General features: G+C 49.4%; 9 protein-coding genes. All 9 read left to right on the forward strand.

All coding sequences use genetic code 11. The features are described from left to right. The first annotated feature begins 297 nt into the window (after positions 1 to 297). The 9 genes from queD to dpdD all read left to right on the forward strand — a co-directional run bounded on the left by queD (position 298) and on the right by dpdD (position 18,715). Positions 298 to 660 (forward strand): 6-carboxytetrahydropterin synthase QueD, encoded by a 363-nt coding sequence (queD, locus tag AC2AXP_RS19165; protein WP_130099509.1) that lies wholly within the window; start codon positions 298 to 300, stop codon positions 658 to 660. Between the two features lie 435 nt (positions 661 to 1,095). Next, positions 1,096 to 4,206: a protein DpdE gene (dpdE, locus tag AC2AXP_RS19170; protein ID WP_484381872.1), complete on the forward strand. Its 3,111-nt coding sequence runs from the start codon at positions 1,096 to 1,098 to the stop codon at positions 4,204 to 4,206. Further along, positions 4,206 to 6,686 carry a protein DpdF gene (dpdF, locus tag AC2AXP_RS19175; protein ID WP_484381873.1) on the forward strand — a complete coding sequence of 827 codons (2,481 nt, stop codon included), beginning with the start codon at positions 4,206 to 4,208 and terminating at the stop codon, positions 6,684 to 6,686. Before dpdE ends, dpdF begins: the two co-directional genes overlap by 1 nt. Beyond that, complete coding sequence (gene dpdG / locus AC2AXP_RS19180) at positions 6,673 to 7,548, forward strand: protein DpdG (protein WP_182089961.1); 876 nt, start codon at positions 6,673 to 6,675, stop codon at positions 7,546 to 7,548. Before dpdF ends, dpdG begins: the two co-directional genes overlap by 14 nt. Beyond that, positions 7,545 to 10,739, forward strand: coding sequence for a protein DpdH (gene dpdH / locus AC2AXP_RS19185; RefSeq protein ID WP_484381874.1), 3,195 nt, complete (start codon positions 7,545 to 7,547; stop codon positions 10,737 to 10,739). The genes dpdG and dpdH overlap by 4 nt, the downstream gene beginning before the upstream one ends. After that, positions 10,736 to 11,584 (forward strand): hypothetical protein, encoded by an 849-nt coding sequence (locus AC2AXP_RS19190; protein ID WP_484381875.1) that lies wholly within the window; start codon positions 10,736 to 10,738, stop codon positions 11,582 to 11,584. Before dpdH ends, AC2AXP_RS19190 begins: the two co-directional genes overlap by 4 nt. Before the next feature lie 3 nt (positions 11,585 to 11,587). Next, on the forward strand, positions 11,588 to 16,024 hold the full coding sequence (gene dpdJ, locus AC2AXP_RS19195; RefSeq protein WP_484381876.1) for a protein DpdJ: 4,437 nt from the start codon (positions 11,588 to 11,590) through the stop codon (positions 16,022 to 16,024). A gap of 11 nt (positions 16,025 to 16,035) precedes the next feature. Continuing rightward, positions 16,036 to 16,566 carry a phospholipase D-like domain-containing protein DpdK gene (gene dpdK / locus AC2AXP_RS19200; RefSeq protein WP_013367835.1) on the forward strand — a complete coding sequence of 177 codons (531 nt, stop codon included), beginning with the start codon at positions 16,036 to 16,038 and terminating at the stop codon, positions 16,564 to 16,566. Continuing rightward, positions 16,559 to 18,715, forward strand: a complete 2,157-nt coding sequence (gene dpdD / locus AC2AXP_RS19205; protein ID WP_484381877.1) for a protein DpdD — start codon at positions 16,559 to 16,561, stop codon at positions 18,713 to 18,715. The genes dpdK and dpdD overlap by 8 nt, the downstream gene beginning before the upstream one ends. Positions 18,716 to 18,744: the final 29 nt, after the last annotated feature.

Below are 18,744 nucleotides of genomic sequence, written 5' to 3' on the forward strand. Positions count from 1 at the left end.
CGCGGAATTCAGGTGTATGTTGCTTGCGTGGCTTTTTAGTGGTTGATGCTGGTTTTGTCATGTGAGTCACCTCTTGCTTGAGAGTTTACTCACTTAGTCGCGTGTCCACTATTGCTGGGTAAGATCACCGCACTTTAGTTGCATACTCTGCCAGCACGCAGGATCGCACTCGAAAGCATCCCGGTTTGAGTTCAACCGGAATGTTTTTGTCAATCAATAGAATAGTAAGAGCTAACTCAGAAATGCTAGGAAATTCTAGCTCTTATTGTTACTGTATAACAAAAAAATGAGGTCATCATGAAAACTACGTTATACAAAGATTTCACCTTTGAAGCCGCGCACCGCCTTCCCAATGTTCCGGAAGGTCATAAATGCGGTCGCTTACACGGACACTCTTTTGTCGTGCGCCTTGAGATTACCGGTGAAGTTGATAAACACACAGGATGGATTATTGATTTCGCTGAGCTCAAGGCCATTTTTAAGCCGACGCTAGATCGCCTGGATCATTACTATCTCAATGATATTCCTGGATTAGAGAATCCCACCAGCGAAGTGCTTGCTGAATGGATTTGGAATCAGATTAAGCCGCAACTCTCAATCCTTAGCGCAGTCGTCGTTAAAGAGACGTGCTCTGCAGGCTGCATTTATCGCGGTGAATAATAATTTACTCAGGTAGCCAAATTTATATTGGCTACCTAGCCTTATTAAAATTTATTGTTATATTTAACTAATGCAACAAGAATATTTAATATATCGCATTAAATTAGCCATCTAGTTCTCATCGATTCACTTTAACTTGCTTTAACTCAAACTTAATACTGTCAACACTAAAAAATAGCAGTTGCAAAAGAGATTTTCTCTATACAAATCAATCATCCCAAAGTGAATTAATCACATCAATTTGTTATCTGTGAACTTACTAAAAACTTTGATTTTTTTCACTTGAATATGGGATTTATCTCAGTATCCTATCACTATCGACTGAACTTTTGCTTCTCTATGTATGTCGTTCAGACATGGAAACCGCTTACCTCACCCCATGACTGTCCATTTTTCGTGCAAACCATGCATGCGAAGACAATTTCAAGGATTGTGATGATGAGCATATTACCTATAGGGTCGCTGGTTATTTCTGAGCATTTTGAAGGCATCGGAAAAGTCATCAGCAGTGATATTGAGTCAAACAATGCAATAGTTGCTTTTTTTGAGTCACCGGCCCAACCTTACGCACGGCAAACAGAAGTTTCTTTAGAACAACTCATCCCTACGATCCCGCATGAAGAGACGGTGATTTATTGTCTTGACCCCCAAAGCCAACGATGGGCTAGAGCCCGATTTGGTGGTTCGCGCCCAAAAGGGGATTTTCTCGTCATCTTTCGAGAAGATGACAGCACGACATTGCCAATTGATGAAATTTTTGTTCTGAATAAAGCACCTGACACCCCAGTAAACCCTGCTGATTTCCTTGCCTTCCAGGCTAATGATGCACCGTTCTTTTTCCCTCACCGCCAGGCCTTTATTGAGACTTACATCCAGCAACGTGCAACTTGCCGAGCGATGGCGTCCATTTCCAGTAGTGCCGTTGAACTCGAACCCCACCAGTTGGCGGTAGTGCGCCGTGTGCTTCAGGATAAAAATCCTAAATATATTCTGGCCGATGAGGTTGGGCTGGGGAAAACCATCGAAGCTGGCATGGTCGTCCGTGAACACGCGTTAGAAGCTACTGGCCACGTCAGCATGCTTGTTGCGGTTCCAGCACCGCTCGTTAACCAGTGGCGGGAAGAACTAAGTGAACGCTTTCAACTGAAACAACTTATTATTGATGCCTCATCAGCCCTTGCGGGTTTGCGACAAGATGAGGCCAAAGAAGGCGTCGTGATTTGCAGCCATTTTGATGCCTGCACCTTGATTGAACGGGGATTGTCACCTTCACTTATCGTGGTCGATGAGGTCCACCAGATTGCTACCTGGCCGTGGTCAGGAGACAAAGATGAACGTAATAACTTCAACCTGATCGCTAAGGGTTGCTGGAAAGCCCACTATGTTCTGTTACTCACCGGGACACCTTTGCATGGGCACGAAAGGAACTTCTTGTCAATGTTGCACTGTATTAATCCCGAAGCCTACCAAGTGGATGCAGTCCATCTGCAAGACTTTACCGAATTGGTAAAAAATCGTGAAAACCTCGGCGGGATCTTCTCGGGATTAGTGCCTTCCGTCTCGAACATCAGCTTACGCCGTAATCTGGAAACACTACAGCAGCAGTTCCCGGAAGATACGATTCTGATGACGCTCTGCCAACAACTCATCCCGCTTATTGGGACATTTTCACCAAATACCCCGGAGCGTGAAGAAGGGATCCGAGATATCCGCCGACACCTAGGGGAACACTATCGTATTCATCATCGTATGTTGCGTAACCGCCGTCAGGTTTCGCTCAGCTTCGATGAAACGAAAAACCTCAACCTGAACCTTCTGTTTCCAGGGCTCAATGGAGCCGTGGAGTGCCACTGGCATTGCGATGGGTTAGCGTTAGACGAGTTGATTGATGAGTATCGTTCCTTATCTTTACTGCCACAGAATACGCAGTGGGCAATGAACGAAGACTCGTATCTCTTATGGATCGACGATCTCCTGTCAAGCCCACTCTGCGTCATGCAACGCGCTAAAGTGCATTTGGGGGAATTGGAACGCACTCAAGAAGAACGAGATCTATTAGAACACATTGTTTCCACTGCAAAAAATGAACTTCAGGTCATTGATAACAAGCTAGCTATCACCCTGAATGAGTGGCTGCAAAAGAATCCAACAGGAAAAGCCATCGTCTTCTGCGATCGTCCGACTCTAGCCCAGCACCTAGCAATAAAGCTCGAGCTTTTGCTGGAGTATCCGCAGGAGCGTTATCAATCGGGTCACCCCTTGGAGTACCTGAAACCCGGAAGCCACATTCGGGTCCTGATTTGTGATAAAAGCGGCGAAGATGGTCTGAATCTCCATGGAGGTCTCCGACTGGCCGTTCACTACGGTTTACCGCGCTCTTGTAGTCGCATTGAACAGCGCCTTGGTCGTCTGAACAGGTACAGTGCAAACCTGAAAGGTGTAAAACCCGTTCAGAGTCTGATCCTGAAAAACCACGCCGACCGTGGATTACGCAATATATGGGCCAGCATTCTGAAAGATAGCATTGGCGTATTTAATAATACCATCGCCAGCCTCCAGTTCGTCCTCGATAATTATCTGGAAAATGCGTGGCGAAGTGTCTACCAAGAAGGGCTGGTGGCCCTTGAACGTATTGCCAGCGAATGCCCTGGCGAACAGGGCATTCTGGCCAGTGAAACGAACAAAATTAACATGCAGGAAAAGCTGCTTGCGATGGATGACGAGATTGCCGAAGCAGCGATTTTTGCGCAACAGATCAGCGCGGACGATCATCTTGCGGTAGCGCAATGTAATGCGCTGACCAACTGGATCACACGTGCGTTGCGTTTTCGCGCTACCGGCACCGCAGAAAAAGGTATCAAGTTTCAGTTCGAACTATCTGATCGCAATACAGGGACGCTGGTTGATTTTAAAACCTTTCTCACCACCTGCATGCTCAGCTTCGATAAAGAAGGAGGCAACCCACCGTCAACGCATCTGATGAGCGCTGAACGCATTCCATCTATCGACGGGACAACCGTTTATCCATTGCGGTACGGGCAGCCATTTGTCGATACGATCTGGCAACTATTAAACTTAGATGCTCGAGGCAGTTCTATGGCGATACTGCGTGTGATCCCCGGGCAACTGAAGGAACCTAGCTACTTCTTCCAGTCGACCTGGCTTGTCACCCATCACCAGACGCAGGATACCTACTCACAACGCCGCACAGCAGACGAACTGTCCCCCCCACGCATCATGCAACATTGGCTTTCCTCTGAAGGTAAACCAGTGACTAATCCGCAGGTGCTGGAACTTCTCAATGGCGAATATGCCAACCACGAAACATCGCAGAAATTCTATGCAGATATGAATCTGCGCCCTAAACTCTGGCACGAAATTGAAGAGCTAATCTCACCAAATTCCTGGAAAGAGATGGTGGAACGTGTCTATGCCAGTGACCGGGAACAACAACAAACCGCCCTCGGTGAGCAGGCCGCACTCCAGTTAATGGCCGTCAAAGCCGTGGTGGTGTGCAGCAAAAATCTACTGGAGGAAATCGCCTGATGGAAGAAGAATGGTCACGCCTGCAACAGGCACTAACCACCTGTTTTAACCAAGGGGTCACATTTAAGGATGGCATCGAAAATCAGTTTCTGAACAGACTGATTCAGATCATCACTGATGCCTCGGCAGGGCATGGCGATATTTTTGCCGGCTACGCCGATGCATTACGTGTGGCTCATGTGAGCGGTATTAGCGAGCCGTGGCTCCCCTTGCCGCCGGAACTGACCGACGTTCCGGCACCTGACTGGGGCATGACAAAGTCGCCTGCAACGCAACAAATTCAACTGGTTGAAGAAGCAGACCTGGCGCTGACCAGAGCCACCTATCTGCGTAAAATCCGCAGGAACTTGCTGCGCCCAGATACCGATCCCGCACTGAAGCGCCTATTACCCGAGGAGCCCTGGCTGACTCATTATCAGGGATTCGGTCAACAGGCCGCTATTCGGACGCTACTGACGTCTGATGATAACTGTACGTTGCTGGTGAATCTGCCTACTAGTTGCGGTAAAAGTCTTCTCACCCAACTCCAGGCGCTCAGCGCACCGACAAACACCCTCACGCTGGCGATCGTCCCTACCGTCGCTCTCGCTATTGAGCAGGCTGACGACATACAAAAACTGCTTCGTGGTGCCGACCAGGATCATGGTGGGAGTTATGCTTGGGTCGGAGGACAAGATCAGCCCGCACGTCAGGCGATTAAGGAAAGAATCAAAGCGGGAACACAGCGTGTGCTCTTCTGTTCCCCGGAAGCCGTTCGCTCTTCTTTGGTTCCTTTGCTGTTTGAGCTTTCCAGACTGAATATGATTGGCGCGATCGTCATCGACGAAGCGCATTTGATCGATCAATGGGGCGCGGAGTTCCGCCCTGACTTTCAGCTGATTGCCCCTATGATTCGCTCACTGAAAGCCCAGGGAAAATGCCGTTTTCGTACACTGCTACTTTCGGCGACGTACAGCAAAAGCACTCGGAACATTCTGGTCGAACAGTTCCATGATGAAAATAGCGAACTGATTGAAGTGTCAGCTAATTTTCTACGCCCAGAGCCGGAATATTTTGTGCACCATGAGGTAAATGAAAACACGCATCGTCAGCGGGTCGAACAGCTGCTGATGACCTTACCCCGCCCACTAATTTTGTATTGCACTACTCGCTCAGATGCAGAAATGTGGTCTGTCCGTCTGAACGAATTAGGCTACTGGCGAACCGGCATATTCCACGGACAAATTGACACAAACAATCGCAAACAATTGATTTCAAAATGGAAAAATGACCAACTCGATATCATGGTTGCCACCTCTGCCTTTGGGGTAGGGATGAATAAAAAGGATATTCGCAGCATCATACATGCTGCCATTCCGGAAAGTATCGACCGTTATTACCAGGACTGCGGGCGCGCCGGGCGTGACGGTAGATCCTGCCAGGTACACCTTGTATGGCATAATGCGCAGATGAAAACGGCAAAATCACTGGCCGTTGAGACGCTGATCGGCGTAGAAAAAGGCTTTGCTCGCTGGAAAGCGATGTTTGATGATCGCAAGGAAAGCCCGATTGCTGACTACATGATTTCACTAAACACCAAGCCCGTTCATATTGATCACCAAGGCGATAAAAATGAAGCCTGGAACCGTCGGACATTGCTGTTAATGCAAAGGGCCAGACTCATCAAACTGGTCTTTGCTGATCCGAAAATTCCTGACACCCTTCGAGATAATCTGGATGACGACAACACGCAACTAAGTGAATGGTTCGAAAGCTACTATAACCAAGTCCACATCCGTCACTGTGACGATGCTCATTATTTAGAAGCGCACTGGAACACCCATGTGGAGAAGATCCGCCAGTCCGAGTTGAATAACCGCCGAGCAGCCTTTACGGTAATGGAAACATGGTTGGAAGATCCTAGCAAATCACTTTGTAAAATCCTGCAGAAATTCTATGAATATCAGAACCATCCTCCCGAGTTAACCTGTGGAGGATGCCCAGGATGTCGCCAGAAAGGGAAAGGGGCATTTTCCCCCACCGTAGGCTCAGATGTACAAATTTTACGTTCCGAGCCAATGAAAAAAGCACTCTTCGTAGGTGCCGAAAAGAAAGTGTATTACAACGAAAACATGAAGTTGCATTCGTTGTTAACGGAACTTCGTGTAACTTTGCGGTCTCTGGTCACCTCTGGCAAATATGTATTTATTCGTGCGGACAGGCAAGTGTTCCTCCAATTAGAGAAGAACATGGATTCGCTTTCGCACTTCTGGAGCGCACAGAAAATTACATCGCCTACATCTGATGGACCAGAGATCGTGATCATCCCTAACACGGCCAACGCGTTCCCGAACCTACCCGTGACACGCTTTGAGCGAATTATTATTGCGCCTGAGCATCTCGCAGATCCTCAGTATCCACATCGAACATGGTGCGCAAGCGCAGGTAATTCATTGTCGCTGGAAACTTTTATCAGGCAACTACAACATGTCAATAATTAACAACGCCAACCCAGGAAGCGGCCTGATACTGCTTCCTTTAATTGAACGGGCTCTTCAAAGTACACAGGTACCGTTGTCTCAAGACTCGCTCCTCGCCCGCTATCGTCCTGACAACCTCCCCGCTAACGACAACGCTTGGGGGAAATTAAAAGAGAACCTGAGTTTCTGGTGCAATCTGGGACTATGGCCGATGCGCGACGCAATGGTGTTACCGCTTGAAGAGAATGCGCATCCACTGACGTATCGCCTGCTTGACTGCGCAATTGATGCTTGTCGCGAAAAAGGCGTTGCTAATGGAAATGAATGCGAACCGTTGTGGAGGGTGCTGAGTTGCCTATTGAGTCTTCAGCAACATTCGCTCGGGGGCCTGGAACCACTCGCTCCGACGATCATCACTAACAAAGTGCATAAATGGTTACCCGGTGAAACCATCAACACCAACACCGAAAAGCTAGTGCGAGAATTTGGCCGTTTTCTCGGTTTTCTCGAGTTATTGCCGGACGGCAATTATGTTACCGACCCTACCAGGGCCATTCAGTGTTTTCTGCCAGAAATCTTTGGCGACACGCGCACCCTCCCCGCCAAAATTTTTATGGCAAACATGGCGGAGGTCATGCCGATGATGGACGGAGGTCAATTTAGAAACTCCGTTCATGTTGTGATGCAAAAGGAGAAAGACTGGATCGCACCGGATGTCGACAATATTTGCATCAGCACATCCGTTGCGCTGCAACGGCTTGAAACCAGTAAGCAAATCATTCTCAACACCGGAAGTGATGATGAAAATGTAGTATCGCTGCAACTGCCACAAGGTAAAAGTCGTCGGATAAGTCAGATAACACTGCGGGAGATGAGTGCATGAGTATCCTAGAGTATTGGCCCACTCGAGAAAATATTGAACAATGTATTCGCTATGAAGCCGAAGAGTTGCAGGATCATGTCCTGTTAGCTGTACATGAGCCAATGCTACTCACTCGACGTGATGTAAATAACCAACAGGAAAGGTTGCATGATGAAGATCTGTTTAAGCAATTACTTCGCACCGAGCGTGCCATCCCCTTAATTGGTCGCTCAGGAATGGGAAAATCCCATTTAGTACGCTGGCTAGACTGTCGTTTAAAAATGCATCTCGCTAAAAATGGCACAAGCGATAAGTGGGAAATAGTCCGTATTCCTAAAAATGCCAGCTTGCGTCAAGTGCTTTTACGTATCATGGACAATCTGGAAGGAGAGTTTTTCGACAGCGCACGCAAACGTGTTGACGAAGTATCAGAAGCCTATCCTGCAAAAGACCTTGCAGACCTTTTATTGACAATGATGTCTCATCAATTACAGGAAATGAATGAGTCTGTCATGAAAGAAGGTAAGGAACTGGAAGAACAAGGTATAACTATTCCTCCAGATCACCTCGCTTATATGGAGTCTGTCATGGAGGAGGTGCAAAACGGCATCTGCGACCTCATTACAGATCCGAACTTTAAACTAAATCTGTTGAATCCTAATCACTGTATTTTCAAACGTGCCAGTCGCATGAGAGACAACCAAGAAGATAGTGAAGAGGAATGTGATAAAAATGATCTTCAGCCGGAAGATTTATATTTTATCTTTGAACCGGACGATCTATCAGCCCGAGCTCGCCAATATTTAAATCATTCACAATTGCACGAACCTGATCACGTTGACGCCCGTGCCCGGGCAGCCCGAGTCCTCAATGAAGCAATGGACGCTGCACAGAAATCTCTTTTCGCGCGACTTTTCACCTTTAATGGTGGTTCTTTTCAGGAACTGTTCCAGGAGATACGCAAGGAATTTTTAAAACAAGATCGCAGACTTGTGATCTTAGTGGAAGATATGGCAGCCATTTCCGCTATTGAAGATATACTGATAGATAGCCTGATTGAAGAAGCTGCACCTGACGGCGTGCAAACACTTTGTCCGATACATTCTGTTATCGCCGTCACCGACAAATATCGAGGTTATCAACGTCGCCAAGAAACATTGATAACGAGAGCTGGTTACGAGTGGATTGTTGAAAATACTGAAAAAGAAAATAACGAAGATCTTATAGTATCCCTTTGTGGTCGATATTTGAACACTGCTCGTTATGGGGCCAACGATTTAAAGAGCACTCCGGGACAAGGCACAGACAACTGGCCCCCCGTCTGGTCTAGCGAAGAGTTCCCTGCTGCACTGGAGGATTTTGGTTACTCTACTAAGAAAAACTTTCCGCTTTTTCCATTCAACCGCAATGCTATCCTGGCACTAGCACATAAGCACTGTCGTGAAAATGGGGAATTAGTTTTCAACCCTCGCACAGTAATTCAACGTATCCTATTAGATATTTTACGAGATTGTAGAACTGAATTAGACAAGTCACAATTTCCACCGATAAACCTCGCAGGTATTCATGCCGATCCAGAGATCGAAGACAAGATCTCACAGATGGTTGTCAACCGGGTTGGCAGTTCAGTATCGCTTGCCGCTATCTGGGGATACGGTATTGATTCCTACGATGAACTACGTGAAAAATTGCCTAGCAGCGTTGCGAGTACATTTGGCCTGGATGAACTTGCAGCGCAACTTAATGGCAAAGCCCCAACGACCGAACAGGTAGCGAAGAACGCACGCGAAACAACGAGCAAAACAGACAGCGCAACGATAAGTAAAAAGCTTGATGCTCCTGTGCTCAAACCAAAAGAAGAGGCAAAACCCACCACAAAATCCGAACTGCCCTTCATTAGGGCGGTTCGTGCATGGGTAAATGACAACGTTATTCTACCGCAGGATGTTGCCCGTGATTTACGTGCTGCACTGAATGCCTGTTATGAAATGCATGCACAGCCAGAGTTGTTCGGTATGTCTTCGCGACCGCCACTGAAAGAAGGTCGTTTTACGTTGATTTCTCTACCAAAAGCGGCGTCTGACCCCTCAAGCATTATTACAAGCTTTTACTCTGAGCAAGACCTAACCGATACTTCCCGACGGGTCGATGTGTATAACGCCGCGGTAGCCCTGCTACGTATCCAGCATTACACCAACTTAGAGCAAGGCTTTAATTATCCTGAGGCACAGGAAGACTACACTCGCTATCAAAATTTCATCCAGTGGTGGGTGCCGCAGGCTACGGAAAGTGCCATTAACCACTTCCGGGCACGTAACTTACTGGATGCAATGAAAAAACATCTGCAAAAAGCTCTGCTGCTTGGACTAGTGACCGGAAAAGAAGAACCTGCAGAGATCGTCAACACCCTCTGCCTTACGCAGAAAGGCGTTGGCAGAACTGAAGGGAAAAATATAGGTCGAACACCGGTGAGTTCCCCATCGGAAATCTGTTTCAGAGGGATTGAGGAGACCTTACATCCACACGCTAACTCCAGAGTCGCTGAGGCCAGAGCGCAAGCGCTCTCAGGATGGGATGATGCCAGAAAAGCGTGGCTTGAGCAGGTTGCCATCACTGAACAGGGTTCGGGTGTGAGCAGTAGTCGAGCACTTGATGCCGACGTAATTTACTCAGCACTAAAAACATTGTCAAAACAGCCGCTTGGTGCAGAAATTGAACGTGTAGCCCTCTCAGTCAAACAGGAACTTGCTAGCACGCTAGAAAATGTTCAACTCTTTGCCAACATCAAAGATAGCGACGATTTCCTCAGCCAGTTGAACGACTGGCAGACGTTTATTGAAACTGTGCGGGCCGAGCACTACCCCACCGGCAGCGCTCAGTACAAGCCATCTTCGTGGATGTTGGGTGAAATTGAAGCCCTCAGAACCGACGCCGAGGAGAGTCTGGCGACATTAACTTCATTACTTTCCATTGAAAAACAGAAAGATAGCGCGAGACTGTGGTTAGAAATATGTCAACTTGACGGTGACTACGTTTCAAGAATCAACAGCGTACTTGCTCAATGGAAACTGGTACAACCTAAGATCGCATTCGCACTCCAGCAGATGAACGCTAAAGGGGATATACAGCAACTGACTCTTGCTCTGAATAGAGTGAATGACCGTCTGAAAACACTGGCGAGCGATATCATCGCCTCTGGAGTCGATCAATGACCACCTTGCGCCAACAACTGGCTGAAATGCAAAAAGAACTCGATCTTAGCGTTCAGGCTGGTAAGGCATCACAAATCATCGATAAATGTAATCTGGTGTACAGCAAAACTAACACCATTGCCGATAAGTTTGCATTGCTTAAACAGCAATATCCCGCCCAGCAACAACTCCCGCAGGGCATTGCAGTTACCTGGAATGACGAGCAGCAGAGCGAACTGATCGCCGCCGCGAACAGCGTCAAAAGTCTCAAGTTACAGTGGGGACGCTGGCTGAAAAACCAGTCGGTAAACAATCCCGACGAGGAAGAAAACCTTGCAGATCAGAAAGAGTCGCCACAGAACTCTCTAGATGAGACGCCAGTCGCGTCAGAGGAACCTACCGCTTATGACATTATCCAAAATGATTCCTTGACCCATTGTGTCAGCCAACTCGGTACCCTACACAAGGCCCTGAGCAAAGAACTAAAAGATGCCTGGGATGTATGGCTGGAAGAGTTACATCAGCAGGTTCATGTCGATGACAAGACACTGAATTTCCAAAAAAATGCGAACAAACTTGACGATATCGCCTCCGACTATGAGCGTCGACGTCAGGATTTCGAAAACATAACGCAGTGCCAACCAGTAAGCGGTGAAAAGATTGGCCAAATCAAAGCGCTAGCCGAAAAACTAAATTCCCTGCGCGGCATGATGAAAACAGACTGGCCTGACGTGGTGCAAGCATTTTTCAATAGCATTAATGGCCCGCAGAGTCTCCGCCCGACGTTAAGTGCCCTGACGCCCGAAGTGCTTGAGTGGTTAAGGGATGAAGAGATGCTGGATGAGTTCGTGATCACAAGGAAATAATTTATGTCTACGGCTGATTTGTCCCACTTGCACCAGGCGCTGGACCTGCTCGAAGAGCGGGAAGCGGAACTGCTGGTCTGGGGGGATACGGATGGCGCATTTACCCATGCCGATATCATCTCACTCTTTACCCGGCACCTGCCCTACGAAGATGCCGATTCGTTACTGGAAGAGTTGCAGAATACAGCCATGCTCTTCAGCGTCCCGACCAGCAAAGGAGAGACGCGCTACCGCACGCGTATGGCGGAATCGGTCCACTTGTTCCGACACCAGCGTCAATGGTTCCGTGATCAACCGCTTCAGCGAGCCCGAACGCTGGTCGCCGACTACCGTTTCGTCCGTCGCCCACGCAACTATCCGAAACGGGAACTTCCGGCGCAAACAGTGCTGAACAAATGGGCCGACGTCCCGTGGATGAACGAAATTAAACGCCAGGCGCTTTCCCGACTGATCGGTAACTTTTCTATTGCCGGTTTTCAGGAACGCTCAACCGAACGTATTTTGCGCGCTTGGCACTTTCATAGCCATCATGCTCACGCGAAAGAAGCCACCGGGACTATTGTCTGTGCTGGTACGGGGAGTGGTAAAACGCTGGCGTTCTATCTCCCGGCACTCACTTCGCTTCTTAATGATATTCAGCGCGACAACGCACTGCGAGTCAGGACGCTGGCACTGTATCCGCGTAAAGAACTGCTTAAAGATCAGTTCATGGAAACCTGGGGCAAATGTCGTGAGCTCGACAGTCAGGCCCTGGCACTGGCAGGACGCAAGATCCGTATTGGCTCTTTTTTCGGTGACACCCCGTTCAGCCATCAATACGCAACAAAAGATAAAGACAAGGATATGTCCTTTGATTTACTCCGTTGCACCACGCCAAAATGTCCAGGGCAAATGCACTGGAAAGCAGAAGATATCAAAGCGAAAAGAGAGATTCTTCGTTGTAGCCACTGCGATCATAGCGTAGACAGTGACGAAGTTATCCTGACCCGCGTCTCGCTAATGAAAAACCCACCTGACATCCTGTTTACCACCACCGAAATGCTCAATCAGCATCTCGGTAATAATCAAGCTAATCAGCTATTTGGCGTTGGCATCGGCATAACGCCGCCACCGGTAGTCCTGCTGGATGAAGTACACACCTATGTAGGAAATACTGGTGCACAGACTGCCTATCTGCTGAGACGCTGGATGCAACTTGCACGCAGTCGTCCCCATTTTGTCGGGCTGTCGGCAACGCTGAGTGACGCAGAACGTTTCTTCGCCGACCTGGTAGGCGCGCATAAAAAACATGTGGCTCTTATCGAACCGAAGATCCACGAAATGGAAGATGAAGGGGCTGAATATCTACTGGCGCTACGCGGCGATCCGGTTTCACAAACCGCCCTGCTGTCTACTACTATCCAGACTAGCATGCTAGCCCGACGTATTCTGGATACGAAAAGGAAAAAATCGCGCGGGTTATGGGGACAAAAAACCTTCGTCTTCACCGACGATCTAGATATAAATAACCGACTTTACCATCAATTGTGTGACGCCGAAGGCTGGCGGTCGCGCGGTCAAAACTTATACGTTGCAAAACCACCACTGGCCGCTCAGCGTTTGGAAACACCACAAAACAGTCATGCGCTGACTCTGGCAGGACAGAACTGGCGTATCGCGCAGGATATTGGTCACCCACTTGACGAAAATGATCGGGCTATCGTTGCCCGCACGTCCAGTCAGGACGTCGGAGTCGATCCTAGAGCGGAAGTAGTAATTGCAACCGCATCTCTGGAGGTGGGCTTTAATGATCCCTCCGTTGGCATGGTTATTCAGCATAAAGCACCACGTAACGTCGCCTCCTATTTGCAGCGTAAAGGGCGAGCCGGTCGTTCAAGAACCATGCGTCCGTGGATGATCGCAGTCCTGTCCGAATTTGGCCGCGACCGCATCGTTTATCAACGCTATGAAGAGCTCATTAATCCAGAGATAAAAGGGCAGTCGTTGCCGATGAGCAACATTCATATCCAGAAAATGCAGGCAGCAATGGCAACACTTGACTGGCTGAGCATGAAGATTCCCGGAAGTAATATCTGGTCATTGCTGAATAAACCACAGACAAAGCTTGAGTCTCTCGACCATCTTGATCACATGCTCCACCTGATTACTGCCGTGAGCGAACAACATGCCTGGCAGCAGGAGTTGGAGAAATATCTGTTCTATGCGCTTCGCATCACAGACGAGCAACTTCAACGCGTATTGTGGTCGCCTCCCCGTTCGATCATGATGGAGTTGCTGCCAACATTAAAAAGACAACTCACCACCCAATGGTCGCGGATGGGCCAGCCTGAGGCAGACCGTTCGACGGGACGTTCCCCGCTTCCGGCCTTTATTCCTTCAGCGCTATTCAGTGAACTCAATCTTCCGGAATTGGAGATCCATTTAGAGCGGAAATTCAAGAAGAGTGAACATTTGTCCTTCATTCAGGGCCTGAAAGAGTTTGCGCCAGGGCGCATTTCTAAACGCTATGCCGTTTATTCCGACAATGAAGTTGACTGGCTGATACCGGACAACTTTGTTCCGGCGATGAACTGCGTTTCAGATATGGATTTTGAAATTGAACAGGCTTTCGGCAATACTTGGCAGCCAGAGTGTGTCATCGAGTGTGAAGGTCAGCCCCCTATTAGGGTCATTCGCCCGATGCAGGTACTTACGCGCGCGCTGCAATTCGAGCAAAATCTCACCGAGAAAAGCAACTCGCAACTGTGCTGGCATACCCGGTTTAATCCTGACGCTCAGGCCGATCAACTCCCCATTCCTGCTGGCCCGTGGACGGACATCCTCCGCTCCATGACATTCTTTACCCACCAGAATATGACACCTCTCGACGTCACGCGTTACGCCACCCACGCAACGGCCTCGTTACGCAATAAGACCAAGCAACAGGCGCATGTGAACTTCAGGTGGGTCAACAATGGCGAGCCTGTCGGGGTTGGCGTGCGGCAGTGGGTGGATGGCGTCCGGCTCAGATTTACGCTTCCGCCCACTCTACTGCAACGCCTCCGGCATGACCCGGCCATTCAGCGCGCACTACGAACTCTCTATTTCCAGCATCGAATCAAACATGAACCACGTTTCGAATATGACACGTTCACCGCTGACTGGATCTACGAGTGCTTCCTAGCCGCGGTTACGCGAGAATTGGTCACGCAGTCGTCTCTGGCAGACGCTATCGCGGAATTAAAAACCCCGGACGGCCAACGTAGACTGGCTGATATCGCGGACTCTCTCTTCCAGGCAGAGAATATCTTTGAAAATAGCGAGGATGGTGAAGACGACGCCGAAAGCCAGGAACTGCAGCAACATTTGCGCAGCCTGTTTAAAGAGACCGACATCCTTAACATGGTGGACAAGCACAGCGCGATCCTGACTCAGGATCTCAGTGATGATCTCGATTTCCAGAACTGGTTACAGTGTCTGCTGACAACGACCTTTGCCGGAGCGGTCAAACAAACCAGCCACCTGTTACTGCCGGATGTCGATGAGCGCGGTCTGCTGGTGGATACCGAACTCAACGACGAGGTACTGGACGTCTGGCTGACCGAGTCAGAACCCGGAGGTTGTGGCATCATTACCCGTCTGGAAGACGTTTTTCATCAGGATCCAGTCTCCGTGCTGAATCTGTTTATGCGTAGTTTTGCCGCCAGCGACTACGAGCAGATCGACTACGACCTGTTCGAGATGCTTTCGCGACTTCCCTCTTCCAACGAACTCCAAGAGGCCTTGAACTCGATACGTAAGGCCAGCAACCATTCGCAGCGCCGTGAGGCCAACGCCCACCTCAGAACTCTGCTGAAAGCGCAAGGATTTGCACTCAGTCACAGTTTTATGTCAGTGCTGCACACGCGGATCCTACGCCCGGGCAGCCAGGCGTCACATGATGCGCAGATGCTGACATATCTCATCGCATGGCGGGACCTGGAAAACAAAGCCGGATACGAAATTGGTATGAATATTTTTGCCCATACCCAGGCGACGCAAGAACTACCTGGCGCCAGTGTGACTAAAGTTTTTGAGCGTTTTTGCAAAATTCAGGGAATGCTCTGGCAGCGAGGTAATGCCATCCGTCAGTCGGTTCTCAGCTATTACAACCCCTTTAAGTCCGGTAACAACCTGACTGAACGACTGCTGCTAAGCTCACTGTTTCAACAAACGGCGTGTATCATCAGCATCAGTGAGAGCGACTGGTTAGCACAGTTACATCACGCCATTACCCAACACGGCTTTGCAGAATTGCATGTCCCGCGAGAGGCTCGCCATCGTATTGTCGAAGTGATCTCTCTGATACAGGTGACCCCGATTGAGTACTTCGGTTTGCATCTTTACCCCCGCGAGTCCGCCGTGGACTATCAGGATGGCAATCTGGTGTTACGTATTGAACTGGCCGAAGCGCTGCTGTAAGGAACGCAGAAATGGAAGAACAACGACAAATTTTCCTGCATGGCCCACTGGGCCAGCGACATTTGCGGGAAATTCTGAGCGCACAGTTTAGTGGCCTAATCCTCTATCCGGAACTGATCTGGCTGATCTCGCCGTGGATGAGCGACTTCGACGTAATTGATAATCGAGGCGGTCAGTGGAGTTTTCTTGATCCTTCTTGGGGCGCCCGAATGATTAGCTTTCAGGAATTACTCGCTACCGCCGTCAACAATGGCTGTCCGCTACGCATCGTGACACGTGAAGACACGCGCAGCGTGGTCTTTATCGAGCGACTACTGGCGCGCTTATCACCCGACCACGACATGCAATATATATATCACGAGAACCTGCACGCCAAAGGGATGCTGACCAAACACTTCTTTCTGAAAGGCTCCATGAATTACACCTGGAGCGGCGCAAATCTGAACGATGAGCATCTGCTGTTTTCAACCAATAATACGGTTATTTCAGATGCGTTGATTGAATTTAGCGGCCAGTACACCTTTGGAGACACCCATGACTGATACTTCTCAATGGCTGTGTGACTTCTTTGGCGATGGAAATTTACTGAAGCAGGACAGGCTGCTGGAAAACGTTGAAAACGCCTATCCTGCGGACTTAAAAGCCGTCTTACTGCCGCTCTACGAGAGCGCAACTGACGCTCAGTGGCCGATTATTCTGCCCTGGTGCGATGCTCATCGCTGGGTATTTTTTGCCGCAGCAGAAACGGAACGCACCACACTGGAACTCAGCAATGTGCTAAATGCTAGGCTGGGCTCTGCCGATGTTATTGCCGACAGAAAGGTGACTTTAGTCCCGGCGCAAGGAGCGACGTCGCTATCTGAAACGGCTCTGCTGAGACACTGCCCGGCCGGATTTATACGAATCGAATTACTTCCCACAAAACAGAAAGATAAACCAGCAAAAGAGCGAGTCTTCGCTGCGCTCAAAGACGTTATAACCCTGTTTCGTGACAGGCCATCAATGGTACGTACGGTCAAGCGCCCCTTTGGGCGGATCTTGAGTGATTTCATTCTGGCGAATAGCCAAAAAGACGAAGCCACAAGCGACGTTTTACTACAGGAACTGAAGAACAACGGCGCGCTTTCGCGGCGCAACCTTATGCTGCTCGAACTCCAGCAGGCGGGTAAGTTGGAGAGGTGGGACACGCTGCTAAATCACGATTCGCTTGCGGATTTGGTGCGAGGACGCATTCCTACAACTCTGATGAGGATGCTGCTGAAAGCATACCAGCAGGTCTATTTTACGTCCGACAGCCACGGGTATCCGCAGGCCTCCCCGGCGGATCTTCGCCCGCAATGCCTGGCACTTCATCCTCTGTTTACGCAGATGCCTTTCTTATCCCAGGATGACGCTGACTTAGCGGCGTGGAAAAGTTGGGCCACTGGCGTGATGCTTATTGGGGAGGTCGATCTGCTCAACGCGTTGCCAGAACGTCTGAAAACCGACTGGCTGAGTGGATTACACACTTGGGCCAGTCGACCGTTCAACGTTGTGAGTCCGTCAGAGACGGCAACGGTTCCGGAAACACTGCAACAGCTTGCCGCATATCTGCAAGCCTCCCTGACAGCTACGCAAGAAGAGATTACCAGCTACGCGCAAACACTCCGCACGCTGGATCAGCAGTTGATGGAGCAGGCGATGGCGGTGCCATTGCTGAAAACACTCATTGAGGAAATCCGCCATCTGAGCAATCCGCAAATCGTGGGCTGGGATATCTGTTTCTCCCGACTCTGTCAGTCAGAAGTCGACAGTAACAGCCTGGTGCAACTGGTCGCGCTAGAAAGTGAAAACTGGCCCGTCGATTCGTTTCATGAAGCGACGATGCTCCAGTTGCTATCAAGTCAGGTTCCACCAGACGCGTTCCCAATCCTGCGTAACGTGATGCCTGCCTTTATTGAATGGCTTGAACGTCATCAACTCAGCCTGAGTAGCACGACATGGCTGAAGTGGCTGGATGTTCTTGCGATGGAGCAAAGCGTTAGTCAGGCGGACATTAAGCTGGCCGCGATGGCGACGGATCGGTTCCTACAAGGCTCTGTTAGCCAGGAAGCGTATCAACAGTCCGGCGCCATGCTGGAATTGATCGTAGAGCGAGCCAGTTCTTTCCGCAACCTATCTGCATTGTACGAGTTAATCGAACTCTTCCTTGATGCTCCGGTGCAGGATTTGGCGACACTCACCTCGCTTTGGCTCAGAGTTCAGTCTTTTGTGGGCGGAATATGGGCACGGCTGGATACGACTACTCGTACCGTTATGCGCAACTTGGCGACAGACGTGCTAGGGGAAGGTGCAGAGAGCGTATTTCCGGCTGAGAAGGATAGCGGTACGGTAAATACAGAAGATGAGTTACCAGATTTATCCGGAACCAGAGTAGCGATTTATAGCCTGACAGAAGGCGCGGCAAGACGCGCGAAACAGATGCTGGAAACGCTGTTCTCCGGGATCAGAGTTGAAACCTGCCATGCACACACGGCAACCGACAAGCTGGTTAATCAAGCGAAACAGGCTGATTACTTCATATTTTCAGCGGGCAGTGCCACTCATCAAGCCTTCTACGCGGTCTCAGCGCAGCGCAAAGATTTAATCTATCCGACAGGTAAAGGTGCGGGGTCAATGCTGAACGCGTTTATTGCGCATGTTCAGCAGTAGTGGCATAAAAAAGGGGCAAATGCCCCTTT

This window comes from Serratia sp. Sp408, assembly GCF_057180665.1.